Here is a 20,240-nt window from a genome sequence, read left to right on the forward strand (position 1 = left end):
GGCACCGACAGTCACAGGTCCCTGGCCTGCCCGGCCGTGAGCCGCCCGTGGTCGGTGCCGCCGAGGGCGCCCAGGACGTTGTCGTAGACGGGCCGGGCCACGTCGGCGAGGTAGGCGTCGTGGATGTCGATGGCCCGGCGGGGCTTGACCTCGCGGACGTAGTCGATCACTTCGGCGATCTTGTTCCAGGGCGCGTGCACCGGCAGCATCAGGGTGTCGACGGGCACTGCGGGCACGGTCAGCGCGTCCCCGGGGTGGAAGAGGGAACCGTCCACGAGGTAGCCGACATTGGTGATCCGCGGCATGTCCGGGTGGATCTCGGCGTGCAGCTCGCCGTAGACCCGGACGTCGAACCCCGCGGCTTCGAAGGCGTCACCGTGGCCGACGGTGTGCACCCGGCCCGGGTAGGCGCCGGCCAGCTTCTGCGCGACGCTGCGCAGGGTCCACAGCCCGGCCGCCGGGTTCGCGTCGAGCGCGGCGCGCAGCCGGCCCTCCTCGAAGTGGTCCGGGTGCTCGTGGGTGACCAGCAGTGCGTCCGCCCCCAGCCCCGCGTCGGGTTCGCTGAAGGCGCCCGGGTCGATGACGAGCACCCGCCCGTCCTTCTCCAGCTGGACGCACGAGTGCAGGCGCTTGGTGAGTTTCATGATCCCCAGGCTAGCGCCCGGGCCGCGGTCGCTACGGGACGGCCGTGGAGACCACGTACACCCTGGGGTTCCCGGGTTTGGTGAGGTCGACCGTGACGTCCCGGGTGGGGCGGGGGTCCTTGGCGTCGAGGGTGATCCCGTACCAGGTGTGCTTGGGGCTCCAGCTCCAGCCGGCGACCTGCGCGTCGTGCTCGGAGATGGACACGCCCGGCGTCAGTCGCTCCCTGCTGGTGCCGATGTCGGCGAGGAAGGTGTCCAGCTCCTTCGGGGTCAGCGAGAACTGGGTGTAGAGCCGGCTGGTGTGCCAGTTGTTGGTCTCCAGGTAGCCGACGAGCGAGGCCATCATCGGGATCGGGACCTCGTAGATGCTGCGCTGCACCGCCGACGGCCAAGCCGTGCGGACCTTGACCGCGCCGACCTTGGCGGCCTTGTCGCGGCCGCTCTCGCGGCTCTGCTGGGCGGAGACGGCGAGGTAGCCGGCGGGGACGCCGACGAGCAGCAGGATGATGATCGCGGTGATCCAGCGGCGCCGGACGACGTGCCGGCGGTCCTCGGCCGGGGACCCGGGCGCGCCGTCCTCGTCGGGAGCGGAGGCCTGGCGGGGCAGCAGGGGCGGTGGGTTCACGGCTGCCGGTCCTGCTTCTCGGGGCCCGTCGCACCGGTGGTGTCGCGCAGGCCGAGGCGTGCGTAGCGCTCGTACCGCTCGACGCGCCGGCGCGTGGCCCGGCGGAAGCGGCGGGCGACCAGCCGGGCCAGGTCGGCGGCGCCGACCATGCCGGCCTCGGGGCCGAGCTGCGCCTTGGCGATCCGGGCCTCGGGGCGGTAGCCGCGGCCGGTGAGGTGGCGCCGGAAGGCGTCCCGGGCGGGGCCGATCAGCAGGTCGTCGGCCGCGCTGACGCCACCGCCGATGACGAAGCAGGACGGGTCGAGGGCCGCGGCGAGGTTGGCGATGCCCACGCCCAGCCACTGGCCGATGTCCTGGAGCAGCTCGACGCACATGGCGTCGCCCTCGCGGGCCAGCTCCGTGATGAGCGGCCCGGTGATCTCCGAGACGTTCCCGCCGACCTTCGCGATGATGTTGTACGCGACCGGGGAGTCGGCGGCGGCCAGCTCGCGCGCCTCGCGCACCAGGGCGTTGCCGGAGCTGTACTGCTCCCAGCAGCCGCGGTTGCCGCAGGGGCAGCGGTGGCCGCCGGGCACGACCTGCATGTGGCCGAACTCGCCGGCCACGCCGTAGCGGCCCCGCTTGACCTGGCCGCCCTCGAGGATGGCGCCGCCGATGCCGGTGCCCAGCGTGATCATGACCAGGTGGTCCTCGCCCCGGCCGGCGCCGAAGCGCCATTCGGCCCAGGCGGCGGTGTTGGCATCGTTGTCCACCATGACCGGCACCGCGAGCCGGGACTGGAGGGCGTCGCGCAGCGGCTCGTCGCGCCAGGCGAGGTGCGGGGCGAAGAGCACGCGGGAGCGGTCGGCGTCGACCCATCCGGCCGCACCGATGCCCACGGCGTGCACGTCGTGCCGGTCGGACAGGTCCAGAACCAGCTCGACGATGGTGTCCTCGACGACCTTGGGGCTCTTGGACTTGTCCGGGGTCTCGGTGCGGATCTTCTCCAGGATGACCCCGTCGGCGTCCACGACTCCGGCCATCACCTTGGTGCCGCCGATGTCGATGCCGACGGTCGGGACGCGCGGGGCGGTCAGCAGCGACCGGCGCTCACGGGTCCCGACGGTCCGCAGGACGGTGCCCCGCGCCGACCCCCGGTGGGAGAGCGAGAAGTCCCGGTACGTGCTCATCGAGTCGTGTCGTCCCTCGGGGTGCGGGTGGTGCCGGACGGGCGGTCAGGGCCTGATTCTGCCACCCGCTCCAGCTCGTGGCTCAGCTCGTCCAGCTCGGAGCCGCCCGCCATCTGCCGGGTGAGCTCGTCCAGGGTGATCGAGTCACGGGTGTGACTGCCCGCCATCGCGCCGCGCTTGAGGAGCACGAAGCGGTCTCCGACGAGGTGGGCGTGGTGCGGGTTGTGGGTGATGAGGACCACGCCGAGACCCGCGTCACGGGCCGCGGCGACGTACTTGAGGACGACGCCGGACTGCTTGACGCCGAGCGCCGCGGTCGGCTCGTCCAGGACGAGGACCTTCGCCCCGAAGTACACGGCGCGGGCGATGGCCACGCACTGCCGCTCGCCGCCGGAGAGGGTGCCGATCGGCTGGTCCACGTCGCGCAGGTCGATCCCCATCCGCAGCAGCTCCGCCCGGGTGGTCCGCCTCATGTGGTCCACGTCGAGCCGGCGGAAGGGCCCGCGGCCCCGCGTGGGCTCGGAGCCGAGGAAGAAGTTCCGCCAGACAGGCATGAGCGGGACGACGGCGAGGTCCTGGTAGACGGTGGCGATGCCGTGGTCCAGGGCCGCACGGGGGTTCGCGAGTACGGCCTCCTCGCCCTCGATCTCGAAGCTTCCGGAGTCGTGGCGGTGCAGACCGGCGATGATCTTGATCAGGGTTGACTTGCCGGCACCGTTGTCACCGAGGACACAGGTGATCTCTCCGGCCGAGACCTCCAGGGAGACGCCCTGGAGGGCGCGGATGTTGCCGTAGTACTTGCTGACGTCGGTCAGCCTGACCAGAGCGGTCGGGTCCTTCACCGTCACAGCGGTCGCGTCCTTCACCGTCACTTCGCCTCCGCCCGCTTGCGGACCCATGCGTTGAGCAGCGTCGCGAGCAGGAGCATCGCGCCGAGGAAGAACTTGAACCAGTCCGGGTTCCACTGGGCGTAGACGATGCCGTTGCTGGTCATGCCGAAGATGAAGGCGCCGACCGCCGAGCCGATGGCCGAGCCGTAGCCGCCGGTCATCAGACAGCCGCCGATGACCGCCGCGATGATGTACAGGAACTCGTTGCCGACGCCCTCGCCCGACTGGACGACGTCGAAGGAGAAGAGGATGTGCTGCCCGGAGATCCAGGCGCACAGGGCGACACCCATGTACAGGCCGATGCGCGTCTTGACGACCGGGACGCCGGTGGCGCGGGCCGCGTCCGCCCCGCCGCCCACCGCGAAGATCCAGTTGCCGGCGCGGGTGCGCAGCAGGATCCAGGTGGCCACCGCGACCAGGACCAGCCACCACAGGATGGTGACCTTCAAGGTGACCGAGCCGACGTTCCACTGCGAGGCGAACAGGGCCCGGGCGGAGGAGAAGCCCTCCATGTCGGCGATGGTCTTGGTGGAGACCGAGCCGCTGATCAGCTTGGTGAAGCCGAGGTTCAGGCCGGTCAGCATCAGGAAGGTGCCCAGCGTGATGATGAAGCTGGGCAGCTTCGTGCGGGTCAGCATGAACCCGTTGAAGAAGCCGATGGCCAGGGTGACCAGCAGCGACACCAGGACGCCCACCCAGACGTTGGCGGTCATCTGGTAGCTGAACATCGAGCTGAGCAGCGCCGAGGTGGTGACCATGACACCGGCGGACAGGTCGAACTCGCCGCCGATCATGAGCAGCGCGACCGGGACCGCCATGATCCCGATGGTGGAGGCCGAGTACAGGACCGTGCTCAGGCTGGAGGCGCGCAGGAAGCTGTCGGCGGCGAAGGAGAAGAAGACGAAGACGGCGGCGGCGCCGACGACCGCGCCCAGCTCGGGGCGGCCCAGGAGGCGGCGCAGCAGGGAGGTGGGCGCGAGCCGTTCGTCGGCCAGGGCCGGTGCGCTCATCGGGTGCCCCGCTTGATGTACTCCTCCAGCTCGGCCGCCTCGGCGCCGGTGACGATCTGCGGGCCGGTGAGCACGGGGCGTCCGCCGCCGAGCACGTCCGCGTTGTAGCGGTTGAGCCACAGCAGGTCGATCGCCTCGTACCCCTGGAGGTAGGGCTGCTGGTCGACGGCGAAGCCGAGGGCGCCGGACTTAAGGTCGCGGGCCACGGACGCGTTGAGGTCGAAGGTGTCCACCTCGGCCTTGCTGCCGGCCGCGTCCTTGGCCTTGATCGCGGTGGGGGCGAAGGGGGCGCCGAGGGTGACGATCGAGTCGACGGACGGGTCCGCCTGGAGCTTGGCCTGGATGGCCGCCTGTACGGAGGGCATGTTGGTGCCTTCGACGTACAGGTTCTCCATGGTCCCGCCGAACGCCTTCTTCGCCCCGGCGCAGCGCTGCTCGTGCCCGACGTTGCCCTGCTCGTGCAGGACGCAGACGGCCTTCTTCCTGCCGCGCTTGGTCAGCTCGGCGCCGACGGCCTCGCCCGCGATCTGCTCGTCCTGGCCGATGTGCGTCAGGGCGCCGTACTCGGCGGACTGGGCGGATCCGGAGTTGACGGTGACCACCGGGATGCCGGCCTTGACGGCCTTGGCGATGACGTCCTTGAGCGCCTCGGGCTTGGCGAGGCTGACGATGATGCCGTCAGCCTTCTGGTCGATGGCGTTCTGGACGAACTGGGCCTGCTGCTGTGCCTGGTCGTCGTGGGCGTAGACGAAGTTGATGTTGTCCTTCGCCGCTGCGTCCTTGGCGCCCTTCTGGACGATGTCCCAGAAGGTGTCGCCATCGCCCGCGTGGGTGACCATCGCGAAGGTCCAGCGCGGGGTGTTCACGGCGGGCCGGCCCGCCTGGGCGGTCTTGGCCCGCTCCTCGGCGCGCTTGCCGCCCGTACTGCTGCAGCCCACGAGGGAGGCCCCCAGTACCGCCGCGAGCACGGCGCCCATGACGCGCACCCCTGTCCGAACCCTAGCCACGTCGCCGCGCCTTTCCCTTGTCGTGCGTACCGTCGGGCATCTTTTCGCGCATCCCGTCGTACATCCCGTCGCCGTCACAGCCGATCGTCGTCAAAGCGGTCCATTCCGGTTCCAGCCGTCCAGTATCCGCCACAGTGGACCATGGACGACCATCGGGGCACTCCCGGGCAGATTGACAGGTCCCCGGTACGGGGTCACGTTGAGTGCATGCGCATCGGGATCATCGGAACGGGCCGGATCGGCTCGTTCCACGCGGCGGCCCTGGCCCGTCACCCGGACGCCGGCTCGCTGCTGCTGGCCGACGCCGATCCCGAGCGGGCCTCGCGGCTGGCGGACCGGCTCGGGGCCACCGCCGCGCCGAGCGTGGACCAGGTCTTCACCTGGGGGGTGGACGCGCTCGTCGTGTCCTGCTCGACCGAGGGGCACGCCGAGCTGGTCGTGCGGGCGGTCCGGGGCGGGCTGCCGGTGTTCTGCGAGAAGCCCGTCGCGCCGGGCCTGGAGCGGACCCTGGAGGTGCTGCGCGAGGTCGGCGCGGCGGGCGGCGTGCTCCAGCTGGGCTTCATGCGCCGGTTCGACGCGGGGTACGCCGCCGCGCGGGCACTCGTGCGCTCCGGCGCGCTGGGACGGCTGCACACCGTGCGGACGACGACGGCCGATCCGGCGCCGCCTCCGGCCGGTTACCTGCCGGCGTCCGGGGGGCTGTTCCGGGACTGCCTGGTGCACGACTTCGACATGGTGCGCTGGGTGACCGGGCGCGAGGTGACCGAGGTGTACGCGGCCGGATCCGACGAGGGCCTGCCGGGCTTCCGTGAGGCGGGCGACGTCCACACCGGCGCGGCCCTGCTCACCCTGGACGACGGGACGCTCGTCAGTAGCACCGGCACCCGGTGCAACGGCGCCGGGTACGACGTGCGCATGGAGCTGGGCGGTGAGCTGGACCAGATCTCCACCGGGCTGGACGACCGCACGCCCATCGCCTCCACCGAACCGCACGGGCCGCCCCCGGCGAGCAAGCCGTGGACCGGGTTCCTGGAGCGGTTCGGCCCGGCCTACGAGGCGGAGCTGGCGGCCTTCGTACGGCTGGTGCGCGGCGAGGGCCCCAATCCGTGCGACGGCGCCGAGGCGCTCGCCGCGTTCCGGATCGCGGAGGCCTGCGAGCTCTCGCGCCGCGAGCGGCGCCCGGTACGGCTGGAGGAGCTCCCGGGTCTGTGACGGGCCGTGTGATCCGCCGGACATCCTCGGTGCCGCCCGCCGCTACCAGCGCACCGGGTACCGCCGCACGCCCCGGACCATCGCGCCGGGAATCCACTCCAGCGGCCCGTCGGGGTCCTCGGCGAGGTCGGGGAAGCGTTCCACGAGCGCCCGGATCGCCACCCGGCCCTCCAGCCGGGCCAGGGGGGCGCCGATGCAGTGGTGGATGCCGTGCCCGAAGGCGATGTGGCCACCGCCCTTGGCCGGACGGCGGATGTCGAAGCTGTCGGGCTCCGCGAAGCGGGCGGGGTCGCGGTCGGCCCCGGCGAGGGAGACGAGTACGGGCGAGCCGGCCTCGATGAGGACGCCGCCGATCTCCAGGTCGGAGCGGGCGAAGCGGAAGGTGGCGGTCTCCACCGAGCCGTCGTAGCGCAGGATCTCCTCCACCGCCCCGTCGATGAGGCCGTCCGGATCGGCCCGCAGCGCCGCGAGCTGCTCGGGGTGGGCGAGCAGCGCCCGCATGCCGTTGGTGATCAGGTGCACGGCGGTCTCGTTGCCGCCGAGCATCATCAGCAGGGCCATCGCGACCAGCTCCTGGCGGGTGAGCCGGTCCCCGCCCTCCTCCCGGCTCATCGTCCAGGCGCTGAGCAGGTCGCCGCCGGGGGCGGCCCGCTTGGCGTCGGTCAGCTCGCTGACGTAGGCCGTCATGTCGCGCCAGGCCGCGCCCTCGGACTCCACCCCGGTCGGCGCGACGATCTCCGCGGTCCAGGCGCGGAAGGCGTCCTGGTCGCTCTCCGGGACGCCGAGGATCTCGCAGATCACGATCATCGGCAGGGGCTGGGCAAAGGCCTCGATCAGGTCCGCGCGGCGTTCGGTGCGGGCCGCCATCGCGTCGAGGAGTCCGTCGACGATCTGCCGGATCCGGGGCCGCAGGGCCTCGATCCGGCCGGGGGCGAAGGAGGGGGCCACCAGCTTGCGCAGCCGGGTGTGGTGGGGCGGGTCCGAGCGCATCATGTTGGCGCTGGCCTCGGTCGTCTCGCGGTCGCTGTAGAGGCCGCTGCTCAGCCAGTTCTTGGACACCTCGGGGTGGGTCAGGGCCTGCCGGGCCTCCTCGTGACCGACGATCAGCCAGACCTCCTGCCCGTCCGCCGCTTTGACGCGGTGTACCGGGCCGCTCTCGCGCAGCCGCTTGTAGTGCGGATACGGGTTCTCGTCGAAGTCTTCGGCGATCGTACTGAGGTCCAGAATCGGCATGGGGTCACCCTAGACCGGCAGTTGACCTTGAGTGGGGCGGCTTTCGGCCAATCGGGAAGCTTGCGGCTCGCCGGCCGAGGGCGGTGCCGGCGAGGACCAGCACGGCGCCGGCGACACCGGCCGGGCCGGGACGGTCCCCGCCGAGGGCGATCCCGGCGGCGGCCGCCCACAGGGGCTCGGTGCCGAGCAGCAGGCTGACGCGGGACGGGGAGGTGGCGCGTACGGCCCACATCTGCACGAAGAAGGCGAAGAGGGTGCACAGCAGGGACAGGAAGGCGAGTCCCGCCCATTCGGCCGGCCCGAACCCGGCGGCGGCCCGCCACGGGCTCGCGCCGGTGCCCGGCAGCGCGGCGAGGACGGTGAAGACCGCCACGGCGCTCGTCAGCTGGACGGTGGTCAGGGACAGGGGGTCGGCGTCCTGGAGGGCCTTCATACGGGCCATCAGCAGCACGTGCGCGGTCCGGGCGAGGGCGGCGCCCAGGATGAGCAGATCGCCGGCGCCGGGGGTGGTGAACCCGGCGCCCTGGGTCAGCAGCACCACCCCGGCGACGGACAGGGCCGCGGCGCCGAGGAAGCCGCGCGGGGGCCGGGTCCGGCGCACGGCGGCCTCGGCGAGCGGGGTGAACACCATGGTCAGGCTGATGATCAACCCGGCGTTGGTGGCCGAGGTGTGGACGACCCCGTAGGTCTCCAGCAGGAAGATCCCGCCCAGTACGAGGCCGAGGGCGCCCGCGCCCCGCAGCTGGGCCCCGGTCAGCGACCGCAGCCGCCGCCACCCGGCGAGGGCGAGGACCGGCACCACGAGCGCGAACCGCAGCACGAGCACCGCGACCACGGTGTGCGGGGCGGTGATCCCCTTGGCGGCGAGGTAGCTGCCGCCCCAGACGACGGCGACGAGCAGCACCGGCAGATCGGTGAGCCAGGCCCTGCGGGGCGCGGTGGCGGGAGCGACGGCGGCGAGTGCGGACACGGGGGCTCCAACGGCGGGAGGCGGGCGGGGACTTCGTCGGCTCCCACGGAACGCGGCCCACCGTACCGGAGCGGATCACGCCGGGTCGCTGCGATTCCGCGGCGCCACCGGGGCCGAGAGGCCACCGGGCCACCGGGCCGCTGTGCGCTCCCGGTCCCCCTCCCGGTCAGACCGCGAACGTGCCGAAGGTGGCGCGGCCGGTCGGACGGTAGCTGTGGATGGCGATCCCCTTGGGGGTGGTGCGGTGGCCGGTCAGTTCGCAGGCCGTGGGGAGGCCGCCCGTGGGGAACAGCCGGTGGCCCGCGCCGAGGAACACCGGCATCACCATCAGGTGCAGCTCGTCCACCAGGTCCCGGGCGAGCAGCCACTGGGCCAGCTGTCCGCTGCCGTGGACCTGGAGTTCTCCGTCCAGCTTGTCCTTGAGCCGTACGATCTCGGCCTGGAGGTGTTCGCCGTCGATGACCGTGGTGTTCTCCCACTGCGGTTCGCGCAGGGTGGTGGAGGCGACGTACTTCGGCAGGCGGTTGAGCCGGCTCGCGACGGGGTTCGCGGGGTCGTCGTGGTGCGGCCAGTAGCCGGCGAAGATCTCGTAGGTGCGGCGTCCGAGGATGAACGCCTCCGCCCGGCCGAAGTTCTCCGTGATGAACTCGCCCATGACCTCGTCGTCGAAGGGCACGACCCAGCCGCCGTAGCGGAAGCCGTCGCTGGGGTCCTCCTCGGGCGCTCCGGGCGCCTGCATCACGCCGTCGAGGGTGAGGAAGGTGGTGAGGGTCAGCTTGCCCATGGTCGCGCGCTCCTTGTTCCGTACGGTCGGCTCGTCACGGTCCAGACTCCCGGGGCGCCGGAAACTCATCGCCGCGGCGCGCGGGCAACGCCGCGCGGAGCACGCGGAGGAAGGCCGTGGCGGCGGGACCGGCCGGACCGTCCGTACGCCAGGCGAGCGCGACCCGGGCCCGCAGCCCCGGCGCGGTGATCTCCCGCGTCCGCACCCCGAAGGCCGCCGCGGCCCCGGCTTCCAGGGCCGGGACGACGGCTACGCCCAGGCCGCGGGCGGCGAGCTGGGCGAGGACCCGCGGAGCGGCTGCCTCGAAGGCGACCCGGGGACGGAACCCTGCCTGCGCGCAGGCGCGCTCCAGGACCCCGCGCAGGCCCGTTCCCCGCGGCAGGCTGATCAGCGGCCGGTCGCGGAGTTCGGCCAGCGCGAGGCCCTCGCGGCCGCCGAGCGCGAGCACGGGGTGGTCCGGCGCCGCCGCGACCACCACGGGTTCGTCGATCACGACGTGGAGGGAGATGCCCGGTGGGGAATCTTCCCGGGCGAGCCCGATCACGGCGATGTCGAGTTCCCCGCGGTGCAGCGCGGCGAGCATCCGCTCCGAGGTGTCCTCGGTCAGGGCGATCTCCACCTGGGGGTGGTCGTCGTGGAAGCCGGCCAGGACCGAGGGCAGGTCGAACGCGTGACCGAGGGCGCCGGAGACGAAGCCGATGGCCACCTGGCCGCGGAGTAGCCCGGTGAACTCCTCCACCGTCCTGCGCACCGCGTCGGCCGCGGCGAGCGCGGCCCGCGCGTACGGCAGTACCGCCTCGCCCACCTCGGTCAGGGTCACCGATCCGCCGGAGCGGTCCAGCAAGGGCTGCCCGAGTTCCCTTTCCAACTGCCGGACCTGGGCGCTCAGGCCCGGCTGGGCCAGATGCAACCGGGCTGCCGCGCGGGTGAAGTTGGCCTCCTGCGCCACGGTGACGAAGTACCGCAGCTGCCGCATCTCCATAACCGGTCATGCTAGCCGCGAGACGTAGGAAGTCTTGGACTCGGTGAAGCACCGCCGGGAGTCTTGGAGCCATGGCGAATACGACGCACAGGAGAGCAAGGGCGGACATCCGGGCCGTGATCGCGGACGAACGCCGGGAGCTGGCGGAGGTGTTGGAGGGTCTGTCGGCGGACGAGTGGGACGCGGCGTCCCTGTGCGCGGGTTGGCGGGTGCGGGAGGTGGCGGCCCACATGACGATGGGCATGCGCTATTCGCTCCCCGAGGTGGCGCGGGAACTGATCAGGGCCCGGGGCAGCCTCCACCGCATGACGGACCGGTGTGCCCGCGCGGACGCGGCCGCATTCTCCACGCGTGAGCTCGCCGGGCTGCTGCGCGACAACGCGGATCACCCTTGGACGCCGCCGGTCGGCGGGTTCGTGTCGGCCCTGGGGCATGACGTCGTCCACGGTCTGGACATCACGGTCGCCCTGGGACTGGGCCGCCGGGTGCCCGAGGACCGCTTGCGGATCCTGTTGGAGGCCGTCGACGCCCGCACCCTCAGGTTCTTCGGCGCCGACCTGCGCGGCACCACACTGCGTGCCACCGACCTCGACTGGTCCTTCGGCTCCGGGTCGCCGCTGTCGGGCGCCGCGCAGGACCTGCTCCTGCTGGCGTACGGCCGACGGCTGCCCCCGGGGCACCTGCAGGGCGAAGGCAGCGGTCGCTTCGTCACCGGGTAGGCGCCGGGAAAGGGCGCGCCCCGGGGATGTCGGCCCCCGGGGCGGTCTTCGGTGCGTCAGGAGGGGCGGGTCAGCCGCCGAGCTCCTGGTGGCGCGCGGCGTGGGCGGCCGCGCCGGCTTCCGTCAGGGAGCCGAACAGGCGCAGGCGGGAGAAGCCGCCGTCCGGGAAGATGTCGATCCGCACGTGCGTGCCGACCGCCGGGGTGTCCAGCACGAAGCGGTGGTTGGTGTCGGGCTGGAGGCGGGTGCGCGGCAGGAACTCCGTCCACTCGCCCTCCTCGCCGGACTTGACGGACAGCGAGGCCCAGCCGGCCGAGTTGCCCTTGAGGTAGGCGGTGTCGATCTCGACGGCGCGGATCTCGGAGTCCGCGACCAGCTGGTAACGGATCCAGTCGTTGCCGTTGTCACGGCGGCGGGCGGTCTCCCAGCCGTCGTCCATCTTGCGGGAGCGGCCCGGGTTGATGGTGTTGGTCGGCGGGGAGTAGAAGCGGTTGGACGCGTCCTCGACCGAGCCGCCGTTCTCCAGGGCGACGACGTCGAACGTGCCGAGCGCGGCGAGCCACTTGGGGTCCGGGCGGACCTCTCCGTAGACGCGCAGGCGGGCGACTCCGCCGTCCGGGTGCTGGTTCAGGCGCAGGTGCGTGAAGCGCTGCTCGACGTTGATCTCGAAGCCGTTGGCCGCGTGGCCGCCGACGGGGGTGCGCTCGACGAGCGTCGTCCACTTCACGTCGCCGGAGAGCAGTTCCTCCGCGGTCGGGGAACCCTCGACCGCGGCGCCCTGTACGGAGACGGCCTGCGGCATGTTGCCGCGGAAGTGGGCGGTGTCGACGACGATGCCGCGGATGACGCCGGGGGCGCCGAGGCGGATCAGGGCGTAGTCGTGGTCCTCGGCGGTCGGCCAGGGCTGCTCGGCGGAGACGCCGCGGCGGCGGCGGGTCTCCCAGCCGTCCATGACCTTGCCCTTGTGCCCGAAGTGCTCGGGGTCGAAGTGCGCGGGCTCCTCGATGAGCAGGTTCTCGCGCTCGGCGAAGAACTCGTCGTTGGCGGCGATGACACCGGCGCCGAGCGCACGCGCGGCGAGGTTCGCGTACTGGGTGAACGGGAAGTCCGCGGTGCGGTAGTCCGCGTACGGGTCGCCGCCCCCGTACGGGTTCGCGTTGCCGGTGAAGGCGGCCAATCCAGTTGAACGCTGTGCCACTTGTCAGTTCTGCCTTTCGAGGAGTCGGCCCGTGGGCTCGGTCGGGGTGCCGTGGTCGGCGATCTGCGTGCCGCGCAGCCAGGTGGACTTCACGACGCCGTGCAGGGTCTTGCCCGCGTACGCCGTGACCTGGTTGCGGTGGTGCAGGTGGGCGGGGTCCACGGTGAAGGTCTCTTCGGGGGCCAGGACGGCGAAGTCGGCGTCGCGGCCGGCCTCGATGGCGCCCTTGGCGGCCAGTCCGGCCAGGGCGGCCGGTGCGGTGGACATCCAGCGCGCGACCTCTTCCAGGGTGCGGCCGCGCTTGCGCGCCTCGGTCCAGATCGCCGGGAGGCCCAGCTGCAGGGAGGAGATGCCGCCCCACGCGGTGGCGAAGTCGCCGGTCTTGAGGTCCGCGGTGGAGGGGGAGTGGTCGGAGACGATGCAGTCGATGGTGCCGTCGGCGAGCGCGTCCCAGAGGAGGTCCTGGTTGGCTGCCTCGCGGATGGGCGGACAGCACTTGAACTCGGTGGCGCCGTCCGGGACTTCCTCGGCGGTCAGGGTGAGGAAGTGCGGGCAGGACTCGACGGTGATCCGTACGCCCTCGGCCTTGGCGGCGGCGATCAGCGGCAGCGCGTCGGAGGAGGACAGGTGCAGGACGTGGACGCGCGCGTTCAGCCGGCGTGCCTGGGCGATGAGGTTCTCGATCGCGGTGTTCTCGGCGTCGCGCGGACGGGAGGCGAGGAAGTCCGCGTACTTGGGCCCGGGCGTCTGGGGCGCGGATTCCAGGTGGTGCGGGTCCTCGGCGTGCACGATCATCAGGCCGCCGAAGCCGGTGATCTCGGCGAGGGAGGTGGCCAGCTGTTCCTGGTCGAGCTGGGGGAACTCCTCCACGCCGGAGGGCGACAGGAAGCACTTGAAGCCGTAGACGCCGGCGTCGTGCAGGGGGCGCAGGTCCTTGACGTTGTCGGGCAGCGCGCCGCCCCAGAAGCCGACGTCGACGTGTGCCTTGCTGCGGGCTACGTCCTGCTTGACGCGCAGGTTCTCGACGGTGGTGGTCGGCGGCAGGGAGTTGAGCGGCATGTCGAGGATCGTGGTGATGCCTCCGGCCGCGGCGGCGCGGGTGGCCGTCCAGAAGCCCTCCCACTCGGTGCGGCCCGGGTCGTTCACGTGGACGTGGGTGTCCACCAGGCCGGGGAGCAGGACGTCGTCGCCGAAGTCCTCCAGCCGGGCTCCGGCCGGTACCTCGGCCTGGTGCGGCAGTACGGCGACGATCTTCCCGGCGGCGACGGCCACCGAGGCGGCGCGCGTCCCCTCGGGGGTGATCACGCGGGTCGAGCGCAGTACCAGTTCCACGTCGTCGGACACGCCGGAACCTCCCCATCTACTTCCACAGAGCGAAATTCAACGTTCTGTTGACGGAGTCTTCACCGCGATCCAGAGCCAGTCAAGAGCCTCCGGACGGACCACTGACACCCTTGCGTCCCACTTGGACGTTTCCACAAGATGGAATTAAGATTCCACTATCCAGAATGTAGCTAACACCATCGGGGGGCGCCCGGTACCTTCACCATCACGTCCGTCTCCCGGACAAACCGCCTCTGACCGGCGGGGAAGGCGTCGCCCGGCCCTAGGGCCGACGCCGACCGACCGGTAGGCTGCTTCCTTGCCTGCCAGCACCGAAAGGACCGCGCCCGTGCCGACGTCCAGCGCCAGCACCACCGACGCTTCCGCCAAGCCCACCGCCGGCGGCGGTGGCGTCCAGTCCCTGGAGCGCGCCTTCGACCTGCTCGAACGCATGGCCGATGCGGGGGGCGAGGTCGGCCTCAGCGAGCTCTCCGCCGCCAGTGGTCTTCCGCTGCCGACCATCCACCGTCTCATGCGCACGCTCGTGGCGTGCGGGTACGTCCGCCAGCAGCCCAACCGCCGCTACTCCCTCGGCCCCCGCCTGATCCGCCTCGGCGAGTCGGCCGCCCGGCTGCTCGGCACCTGGGCCCGCCCCTACCTCGCCCGCCTGGTGGAGGAGACCGGGGAGACGGCGAACATGGCCCTGCTCGACGGCGACGAGATCGTCTACGTCGCCCAGGTACCGTCCAAACACTCCATGCGCATGTTCACGGAGGTCGGCCGCCGTGTGCTGCCGCACTCCACCGGCGTGGGCAAGGCGCTGCTCGCGTACACCCCCGCCGACGAGGTGCGCGCCCTGCTGGCGCGCACCGGGATGCCGGCCGCGACCGAGAAGACGATCACCACGCCCGAGGGCTTCCTGGACGCCCTGGAGCAGGTCCGCAAGGTCGGCTACGCCGTCGACGACAACGAGCAGGAGATAGGGGTCCGCTGCCTGGCGGTGTCGGTTCCGAATTCGCCGACCGCCGCGGCGATCTCCATCTCCGGCCCGGCGGGCCGGGTGACGGAGGCGCTGACCGAGTCGATCGTGCCGATCCTCCAGGGGGTCGCGGCCGAGCTGTCGGTGGCCCTGCAGAGCCAGAGCCCCGCGTAGGAGGCCCGCGCGCCCGCGTACGCACGAGAGCCCCGGCGCCGCCCGCGAGGGACGGCGCCGGGGCTCTCGCGTGCCTCAGCGCGCCGGGAGCGTCTGCGCGAGGCGGCCGTCGGCCATCCGCGCCGTGCGGTCCATCCTCTCCAGGTGGGCGTGGTCGTGGGTGACCAGGACCGTGGCCGTGGAGCGCTCGCGGGTCAGGGCGATCAGGAGGTCCAGCACGGCCGCGCCGCGCTCGTGGTCCAGGGCGCTGGTGGGCTCGTCGACCAGCAGCACGGCGGGCTCGTTCATCAGGGCGCGGGCGATGTTGACCCGCTGGCGCTGGCCCCCGGACAGCTGGTGCGGGCGCTTGTCGGCCTTGTCCGCCAGGCCCACCGCGTCCAGCAGTTCCAGCGCGCGCCCGCGCAGCCGCCGGGCCGGGCGGCCCGACAGGTGGGCCATCACCTGGAGCTGCTCGGCGGCGGTCAAGGACGCCGGCAGGTTGGGCTGCTGGAAGACGATCCCGATCTCCTCCCGGCGCAGCGCCGCCTTCTCGGCGGCGCTGAGACCGGCGGTGTCCCGGCCCGCGACGACCACCCGGCCCGAGTCCGGGGTGACGAGGGTCGCGGCCACGGCGAGCAGGCTGGACTTCCCGGACCCGGAGGGCCCGATCACGGCCGTCAGGGTGCCGCCGGGCACCTCCAGGCAGACGCCGTCCAGCGCGGTGAGCCGGCTGTCGCCGTCGGGGTAGGTGAGGGTGACGTCGTGGACGAGCAGGGTCATCGGGCGCTCCCGAGGGCGGTCAGCGGGTCGACGGCGGTGATCCGCCGGATGGACAGGGCCGCGCCCAGGGCGCCGAGCGCGATCATCACGGCGGCGGGGACGAGGACGGTCGCCGCGTCGAGTACGAAGGGCACCTCGCCGCCGCTGATCAGCAGGCCGAGCCCGGCCGCGAGCGCCGTGCCGAGCCCGGTGCCGGCCGCCAGCATGACGACGGCCTGCCCGAGGGCGTCCCGAAGCAGGTACCCGGTGGAGGCCCCCAGCGCTTTCAGCACCGCGATGTCGCCGCTGCGCTGGATCGTCCACACCGTGAAGAAGGCCCCGATGACGAGCGCGGAGATGGCGAAGAGGAAGCCGCGCATCAGCTGGAGCGAGCCGTTCTCGGAGGTGTAGGAGCCGATGGCGCCCAGTGCCCCGTCGAGGGTCTCGGTCCTGGTACCGGCGGCCCGGTCACCGGCGGCGATGTCGGCGCCGGGGGCGTCCAGGGCGACGACGGTGGCCACGGTCTCCGCGCCCCCGCCCGCGTTCCCGACGCGTTGCCAGTCGCCCAGGTCCGTCCACACCACGGGGGTGTGGCTGAACGCGGCGGTGCCGGACACGGCGGCCACGGTCAGTTCGAGCGGGCCGACCCTCAGCCGCGCTCCCGCGCCCAGCCCGCCGAGTTCCCGCGCGGCCTTCTCGGTCAGGACCACCCGGCCCGGCCCCAGACCGGCGCCGCGGGGCGCGAGCCGGCCGGCCGGGTCGACGCCGAAGACCGAGACGGCGGCGGTGCGCTCACCGGCGGCGGCGTTGGCCGTACGGACGGCGAGCGGCTCCGCCGAGCGGACCCCCGGCCGTGCCCGCCAGGTCCGCCAGGCGCTCTCGGGCAGCTGCGAGTGGGTGAAGGACGCCTTCTGGCCGCCGGCGGGGGCGGCGAAGGACAGGTGGGTTGCGGGCAGGGCGGTGACGGCCGAGACGTTCTCCCGGGCCAGTCCGGACGTGAGTCCGGACAACAGGCCGACGAGCAGCGTGATCAGCAGGACGACCGCGCCCATCAGGGCGAAGCGGCCCTTGGCGAACCGTAGGTCTCTCCAGGCGACGAACATGGTCCCCACCCTGGTGCGGGCAGGGGGTGCGGGGCATCGAGCCGGAGTGCGGTTCCCGGTATCGAAGGACGGAGCCCGGAATCGAACTTTCGGTTGACCGGAGGGCGCCGGGCCGCGCTTACGCTGGTCAGGCGATGTCTGCTCCCCCCTCCCCCGCCTCCCGTCCGCTGACTCCCGTCTCCCGCGTACTGCGGCTGTGCCTGCACGCCCTGTTCGCCGGGCTGCTCGCGCTGGCCGCCGGGCGGGCCGTCACGGACGCCGCGCCCCGCGCCGGGTGGGTGGTGGCCGTCTGCGCGGTGCTCGCCGCGCTCTACGCGGGCGGGGTGCTGACCCCCGCGGTGCACCGCTCGCCGCGGGCCGGGGCGGTGTGGCTGGCGGCGCTGGGCTGCGCGTGGGCTGCGCTGCTCGTGGTCTCCCCCGACGGGCTGTGGATCGCCTTCCCCCTGTACTTCCTCGAACTGCACCTGCTGCGGCTGCGCTGGGGCGTCGCGGCCGTCGCGGTGACGGCCTGCGCGGCGATCGGCGGTTACCTCGGGCAGAGCGGCCTGACCCACGGCACGGTGACTCCGGGGGCGTTCCTGGGTCCTTTGCTGGGCGGCGCCGTGGCGGTGGCGACCGTACTGGGCTACCAGGCGCTGTACCGCGAGAGCGAGCGACGGCGGCAGCTGATCGAGGAGCTCATCGCGACGCGGGCCGAGCTGGCCGCCGCCGAGCGGAGTGCGGGGACCCTCGCCGAGCGGGAGCGGCTCGCCCGGGAGATCCACGACACCCTGGCCCAGGGGCTGTCGTCCATCCAGCTGCTGCTGCGGGCGGCGGAGCGCTCCCTTCCGCAGGACGGGGCGGGGCACGCGGTGGCGCTGGAGCACATCGGCCGGGCCCGCGAGGCCGCCCAGGAGAACCTCGCCGAGGCGCGCCGGTTCGTACGGGCCCTGACACCGCCCGACCTGGAGCACGGGTCACTCGCCGCCGCGCTGGAGCGGCTGTGCTCGGCCGCTCCCGGACCGCGGGTGCGGTTCTCGCTGAGCGGCGCGCCCCGGGCGCTGCCCACCCCGTACGAGGTGGCGCTGCTGCGGATCGCCCAGTCGGCGCTGGCCAATGTGGTGCGGCACGCCCGGGCCGGGCGCGCCGAGATCACCCTCACCTTCATGGACGCCTCGGTCACGCTGGACGTCGTCGACGACGGCCACGGCTTCGACGTCTGCTCTGCCGCTTCGGGCGAGGGCGGCTTCGGCCTTCCCGCGATGCGCTCGCGCGCCGAGACGCTGGGCGGGCTGTTCACCGTGGAGTCCGCCCCCGGCCAGGGCACCGCCGTGGCCGTCACCCTGCCGCTGCCCCTGGAGGTGCCCTGATGACGATCCGGCTGCTGCTGGCCGATGACCACCCGGTGGTGCGGGCCGGGCTGCGGGCCGTGCTGGAGGCCGAGCCGGACTTCGCGGTGGCCGCGGAGGCGGCCACCGCGGAGCGGGCGGTGGAGCTGGCCGCCTCGGCGGGGGTGGACGTGGTGCTGATGGACCTCCAGTTCGGGTCCGGCATGCACGGCTCGGCGGCGACGGCCCTGATCACGGCCCGCCCGACGGCGCCGCGGGTCCTGGTACTGACCACGTACGACACGGACGCGGACATCCTGGCGGCGGTGGAGGCGGGCGCCTCGGGCTACCTCCTCAAAGACGCCCCGCCGGAGGAGCTGGCGGCGGCGGTCCGCACGGCGGCGGCCGGCCAGTCGGCGCTGGCGCCGGCGGTGGCACTGCGGCTGATGGACCGGATGCGCACGCCCGCGCAGGCCCTCACGAAGCGGGAGCTGGAGGTGCTCCAGCTGGTCGCGGACGGGCTGTCGAACCAGCAGATCTCCAAGAGGCTCTTCCTCAGCCAGGCCACGGTCAAGTCCCACCTCGTCCACGTCTACGCGAAGCTCGGCGTCGACTCCCGTACGGCGGCGGTGGCCGCGGCCGCCGGGCGCCGCCTGATCCGCAGCCGGTAGGCCCCGGCGGCGCCTACGCCACCCAGTGCGGCCGCTGCACCGCCGGGGTCAGCGGGACGCCCTCGTGGAAGGCGGTCGCGAGACGCCGGACGGCCTCGTCCAGGCGGTCCGCGGGCAGCGTGTACGGGATCCGCAGCCGGTGCTCGAAGGTGCCCGGGTCGACCCCGAAGCGGGCACCACGCCCGATGTGCACGCCGGCGGCCGCGGCCCGCTCCGACAGCGCGGAGCTGACCGGCTCCCCCAGGTCCACCCACAGGGAGAGCCCGCCCGGCGGCAGCTGCCACGACCATTCGGGGGTGTGCCGCTGGAGCGCGCGCACCAGGGCCCCGCGCCGTACGCGCAGCTCGGCGAGCCGCTCCGGCAGGGACCTGTCCAGCCCCTCCAGCAGGGGGAGCGCGACCAGCTGGTCCAGTACGGAACCGGTCATGTCGGCGGCGACCCGGACGGTGGTCAGCTCGGTGATCATCTTGGCGGTGGCGCGGATCCAGCCGACCCGCAGGCCGCCCCAGTGGGTCTTGCTCAGGGAGCCGATGGTCACCACGTGGCCGTCTCCCCCGGCCGGCGCCAGCGAGGCCAGTGGCGCGGGGGCCGGTACGTCCAGGGCGATGTCGGCGATGGTCTCGTCGACCACCAGCCACGTGCCGGTCCGCCGGGCGGCCGACAGCAGGCGCAGCCGCTGCTCCGGCGGCATCAGCGCGCCGGTGGGGTTGTGGAAGTCCGGGATGACGTAGGCCAGTCTCGGGACGGTCTGGCGCAGGGTGGACTCCGCTATCTCCATGTCCCAGCCCGCGTCGGAGACGGCGATCGACCCGGTGCGCACCCGGGCGTGCCGCAGCGCGTCGAGCGCGTTGGCGTAGGTCGGGCTCTCGGTGACGACCCGGTCCCCGGCCCGGCACAGCAGGCTCACCACCAGCGCGAAGGCCTGCTGGGCGCCGGCCGTCACCAGGATCTGCTCGGGGCGGGTCGGCAGGCCGCGCCGGGTGAACCGCTCCGCGACGGCCGTCCGCAGGGCGTGCAGCCCGAACGGGTGGTAGCCCGGGGTGCGGGCCGCCTCGGGCAGCTTGGTCGCGGCCCACGCCAGCGCCTCGGTCAGGGCCCCTTCCGGAGCGCCCATCGCGGCGATGGCGAGGTCCGTGCCGGGGTCCGCGTCGGCGCTGTAGCCCCCGGCGCCGAGGAGGGCGTGGGCGCCGACGGGGTGGTGCCCCTCGGGGAGGTCGGTCCAGGTGCCGGAGCCGCGGCGGCTGTGGGCGTAGCCGCTCTCGCGCAGCAGGTCGTAGGCGCCGGTGACGGTGGCCCGGCTGGCACCGACCGCCTCGGCCAGTTCGCGCTCGGCGGGCAGCCGCACGTGCAGGGCGATCCGGCCGTCGAGGATCAGGGTGCGCAACGCGTCGGCGAGCGCCCGGTAGCCGGGTCGGGCCAGCAGCCGTGGGGGCAGGAGCGCCGCGAGCTGGCGGCTGCCGATGGTCCTGTCCGCGGTCTGGACGATTCGCCCGTTCGCCATG

20 protein-coding genes are annotated in these 20,240 nt (G+C 73.1%); 5 read left to right on the top strand and 15 right to left on the bottom strand.

Annotated elements, in window-relative coordinates:
- Positions 1-11: 11 nt before the first annotated feature.
- Genes OG861_RS06595 through OG861_RS06620 form a run of 6 tightly spaced genes read right to left on the bottom strand, consistent with a single transcriptional unit; the run spans position 12 to position 5,345 of the window.
- The gene (locus tag OG861_RS06595) at positions 12-644 is read right to left on the bottom strand and encodes an MBL fold metallo-hydrolase (protein WP_330261441.1); all 633 of its coding nucleotides are present in this window, start codon (positions 642-644) and stop codon (positions 12-14) included.
- 31 nt (positions 645-675) lie between these two features.
- Positions 676-1,269, bottom strand: coding sequence for a hypothetical protein (locus OG861_RS06600; protein ID WP_329199567.1), 594 nt, complete (start codon positions 1,267-1,269; stop codon positions 676-678).
- Positions 1,266-2,438, bottom strand: a complete 1,173-nt coding sequence (locus OG861_RS06605) for an ROK family glucokinase (RefSeq protein ID WP_329199566.1) — start codon at positions 2,436-2,438, stop codon at positions 1,266-1,268. The genes OG861_RS06600 and OG861_RS06605 overlap by 4 nt, the downstream gene beginning before the upstream one ends.
- The gene (locus OG861_RS06610; protein WP_330261442.1) at positions 2,435-3,337 is read right to left on the bottom strand and encodes an ATP-binding cassette domain-containing protein; all 903 of its coding nucleotides are present in this window, start codon (positions 3,335-3,337) and stop codon (positions 2,435-2,437) included. The genes OG861_RS06605 and OG861_RS06610 overlap by 4 nt, the downstream gene beginning before the upstream one ends.
- Entirely contained in the window at positions 3,307-4,338 is a 1,032-nt protein-coding gene (locus OG861_RS06615; RefSeq protein ID WP_329199563.1) for an ABC transporter permease, read from the bottom strand. The genes OG861_RS06610 and OG861_RS06615 overlap by 31 nt, the downstream gene beginning before the upstream one ends.
- A complete protein-coding gene (locus OG861_RS06620) occupies positions 4,335-5,345 on the bottom strand; it encodes a sugar ABC transporter substrate-binding protein (protein WP_443056666.1) in 1,011 nt (336 codons plus the stop codon). The genes OG861_RS06615 and OG861_RS06620 overlap by 4 nt, the downstream gene beginning before the upstream one ends.
- A gap of 207 nt (positions 5,346-5,552) precedes the next feature.
- Here OG861_RS06620 and OG861_RS06625 point away from each other — a divergent pair, with 207 nt between their 5' ends.
- Positions 5,553-6,557: a Gfo/Idh/MocA family protein gene (locus OG861_RS06625; RefSeq protein WP_329199560.1), complete on the top strand. Its 1,005-nt coding sequence runs from the start codon at positions 5,553-5,555 to the stop codon at positions 6,555-6,557.
- A gap of 42 nt (positions 6,558-6,599) precedes the next feature.
- On the opposite strand, the gene OG861_RS06630 is transcribed toward OG861_RS06625, so the two are convergent.
- The 4 genes from OG861_RS06630 to OG861_RS06645 all read right to left on the bottom strand — a co-directional run bounded on the left by OG861_RS06630 (position 6,600) and on the right by OG861_RS06645 (position 10,526).
- Positions 6,600-7,790: a cytochrome P450 family protein gene (locus OG861_RS06630; protein WP_329199558.1), complete on the bottom strand. Its 1,191-nt coding sequence runs from the start codon at positions 7,788-7,790 to the stop codon at positions 6,600-6,602.
- Positions 7,791-7,794: 4 nt separating this feature from the next.
- Complete coding sequence (locus tag OG861_RS06635) at positions 7,795-8,760, bottom strand: DMT family transporter (protein ID WP_330261443.1); 966 nt, start codon at positions 8,758-8,760, stop codon at positions 7,795-7,797.
- 166 nt (positions 8,761-8,926) lie between these two features.
- Complete coding sequence (locus OG861_RS06640; RefSeq protein WP_329199554.1) at positions 8,927-9,544, bottom strand: dihydrofolate reductase family protein; 618 nt, start codon at positions 9,542-9,544, stop codon at positions 8,927-8,929.
- 34 nt (positions 9,545-9,578) lie between these two features.
- Positions 9,579-10,526 (bottom strand): LysR family transcriptional regulator, encoded by a 948-nt coding sequence (locus tag OG861_RS06645; RefSeq protein ID WP_330261444.1) that lies wholly within the window; start codon positions 10,524-10,526, stop codon positions 9,579-9,581.
- 71 nt (positions 10,527-10,597) lie between these two features.
- Between OG861_RS06645 and OG861_RS06650 the strand changes: the two genes are divergently transcribed.
- Positions 10,598-11,245 (top strand): maleylpyruvate isomerase family mycothiol-dependent enzyme, encoded by a 648-nt coding sequence (locus OG861_RS06650; RefSeq protein ID WP_330261445.1) that lies wholly within the window; start codon positions 10,598-10,600, stop codon positions 11,243-11,245.
- A gap of 70 nt (positions 11,246-11,315) precedes the next feature.
- On the opposite strand, the gene alc is transcribed toward OG861_RS06650, so the two are convergent.
- The gene (alc, locus tag OG861_RS06655; RefSeq protein WP_329199550.1) at positions 11,316-12,443 is read right to left on the bottom strand and encodes an allantoicase; all 1,128 of its coding nucleotides are present in this window, start codon (positions 12,441-12,443) and stop codon (positions 11,316-11,318) included.
- A 3-nt stretch (positions 12,444-12,446) separates the two neighbouring features.
- The gene (gene allB, locus OG861_RS06660) at positions 12,447-13,787 is read right to left on the bottom strand and encodes an allantoinase AllB (RefSeq protein WP_329199549.1); all 1,341 of its coding nucleotides are present in this window, start codon (positions 13,785-13,787) and stop codon (positions 12,447-12,449) included.
- Between the two features lie 328 nt (positions 13,788-14,115).
- On the opposite strand from allB, the gene OG861_RS06665 reads away from it, so the two are divergent.
- The gene (locus tag OG861_RS06665; RefSeq protein WP_190186535.1) at positions 14,116-14,919 is read left to right on the top strand and encodes an IclR family transcriptional regulator; all 804 of its coding nucleotides are present in this window, start codon (positions 14,116-14,118) and stop codon (positions 14,917-14,919) included.
- 75 nt (positions 14,920-14,994) lie between these two features.
- Here OG861_RS06665 and OG861_RS06670 read toward each other — a convergent pair whose 3' ends face one another.
- Both OG861_RS06670 and OG861_RS06675 read right to left on the bottom strand, forming a co-directional pair.
- A complete protein-coding gene (locus tag OG861_RS06670) occupies positions 14,995-15,678 on the bottom strand; it encodes an ABC transporter ATP-binding protein (RefSeq protein ID WP_329199546.1) in 684 nt (227 codons plus the stop codon).
- The gene (locus OG861_RS06675) at positions 15,675-16,760 is read right to left on the bottom strand and encodes an ABC transporter permease (RefSeq protein WP_329199544.1); all 1,086 of its coding nucleotides are present in this window, start codon (positions 16,758-16,760) and stop codon (positions 15,675-15,677) included. The genes OG861_RS06670 and OG861_RS06675 overlap by 4 nt, the downstream gene beginning before the upstream one ends.
- Before the next feature lie 134 nt (positions 16,761-16,894).
- On the opposite strand from OG861_RS06675, the gene OG861_RS06680 reads away from it, so the two are divergent.
- Both OG861_RS06680 and OG861_RS06685 read left to right on the top strand, forming a co-directional pair.
- Positions 16,895-18,109, top strand: coding sequence for a sensor histidine kinase (locus OG861_RS06680; RefSeq protein ID WP_330261446.1), 1,215 nt, complete (start codon positions 16,895-16,897; stop codon positions 18,107-18,109).
- A complete protein-coding gene (locus OG861_RS06685) occupies positions 18,109-18,738 on the top strand; it encodes a response regulator transcription factor (RefSeq protein WP_329199541.1) in 630 nt (209 codons plus the stop codon). The genes OG861_RS06680 and OG861_RS06685 overlap by 1 nt, the downstream gene beginning before the upstream one ends.
- A 13-nt stretch (positions 18,739-18,751) precedes the next feature.
- Here OG861_RS06685 and yczR read toward each other — a convergent pair whose 3' ends face one another.
- Entirely contained in the window at positions 18,752-20,239 is a 1,488-nt protein-coding gene (gene yczR, locus OG861_RS06690) for a MocR-like transcription factor YczR (protein ID WP_329199540.1), read from the bottom strand.
- Between the last annotated feature and the right edge of the window lies 1 nt (position 20,240).

This window comes from Streptomyces sp. NBC_00539, from assembly GCF_036346105.1.
GTDB lineage: Bacteria > Actinomycetota > Actinomycetes > Streptomycetales > Streptomycetaceae > Streptomyces.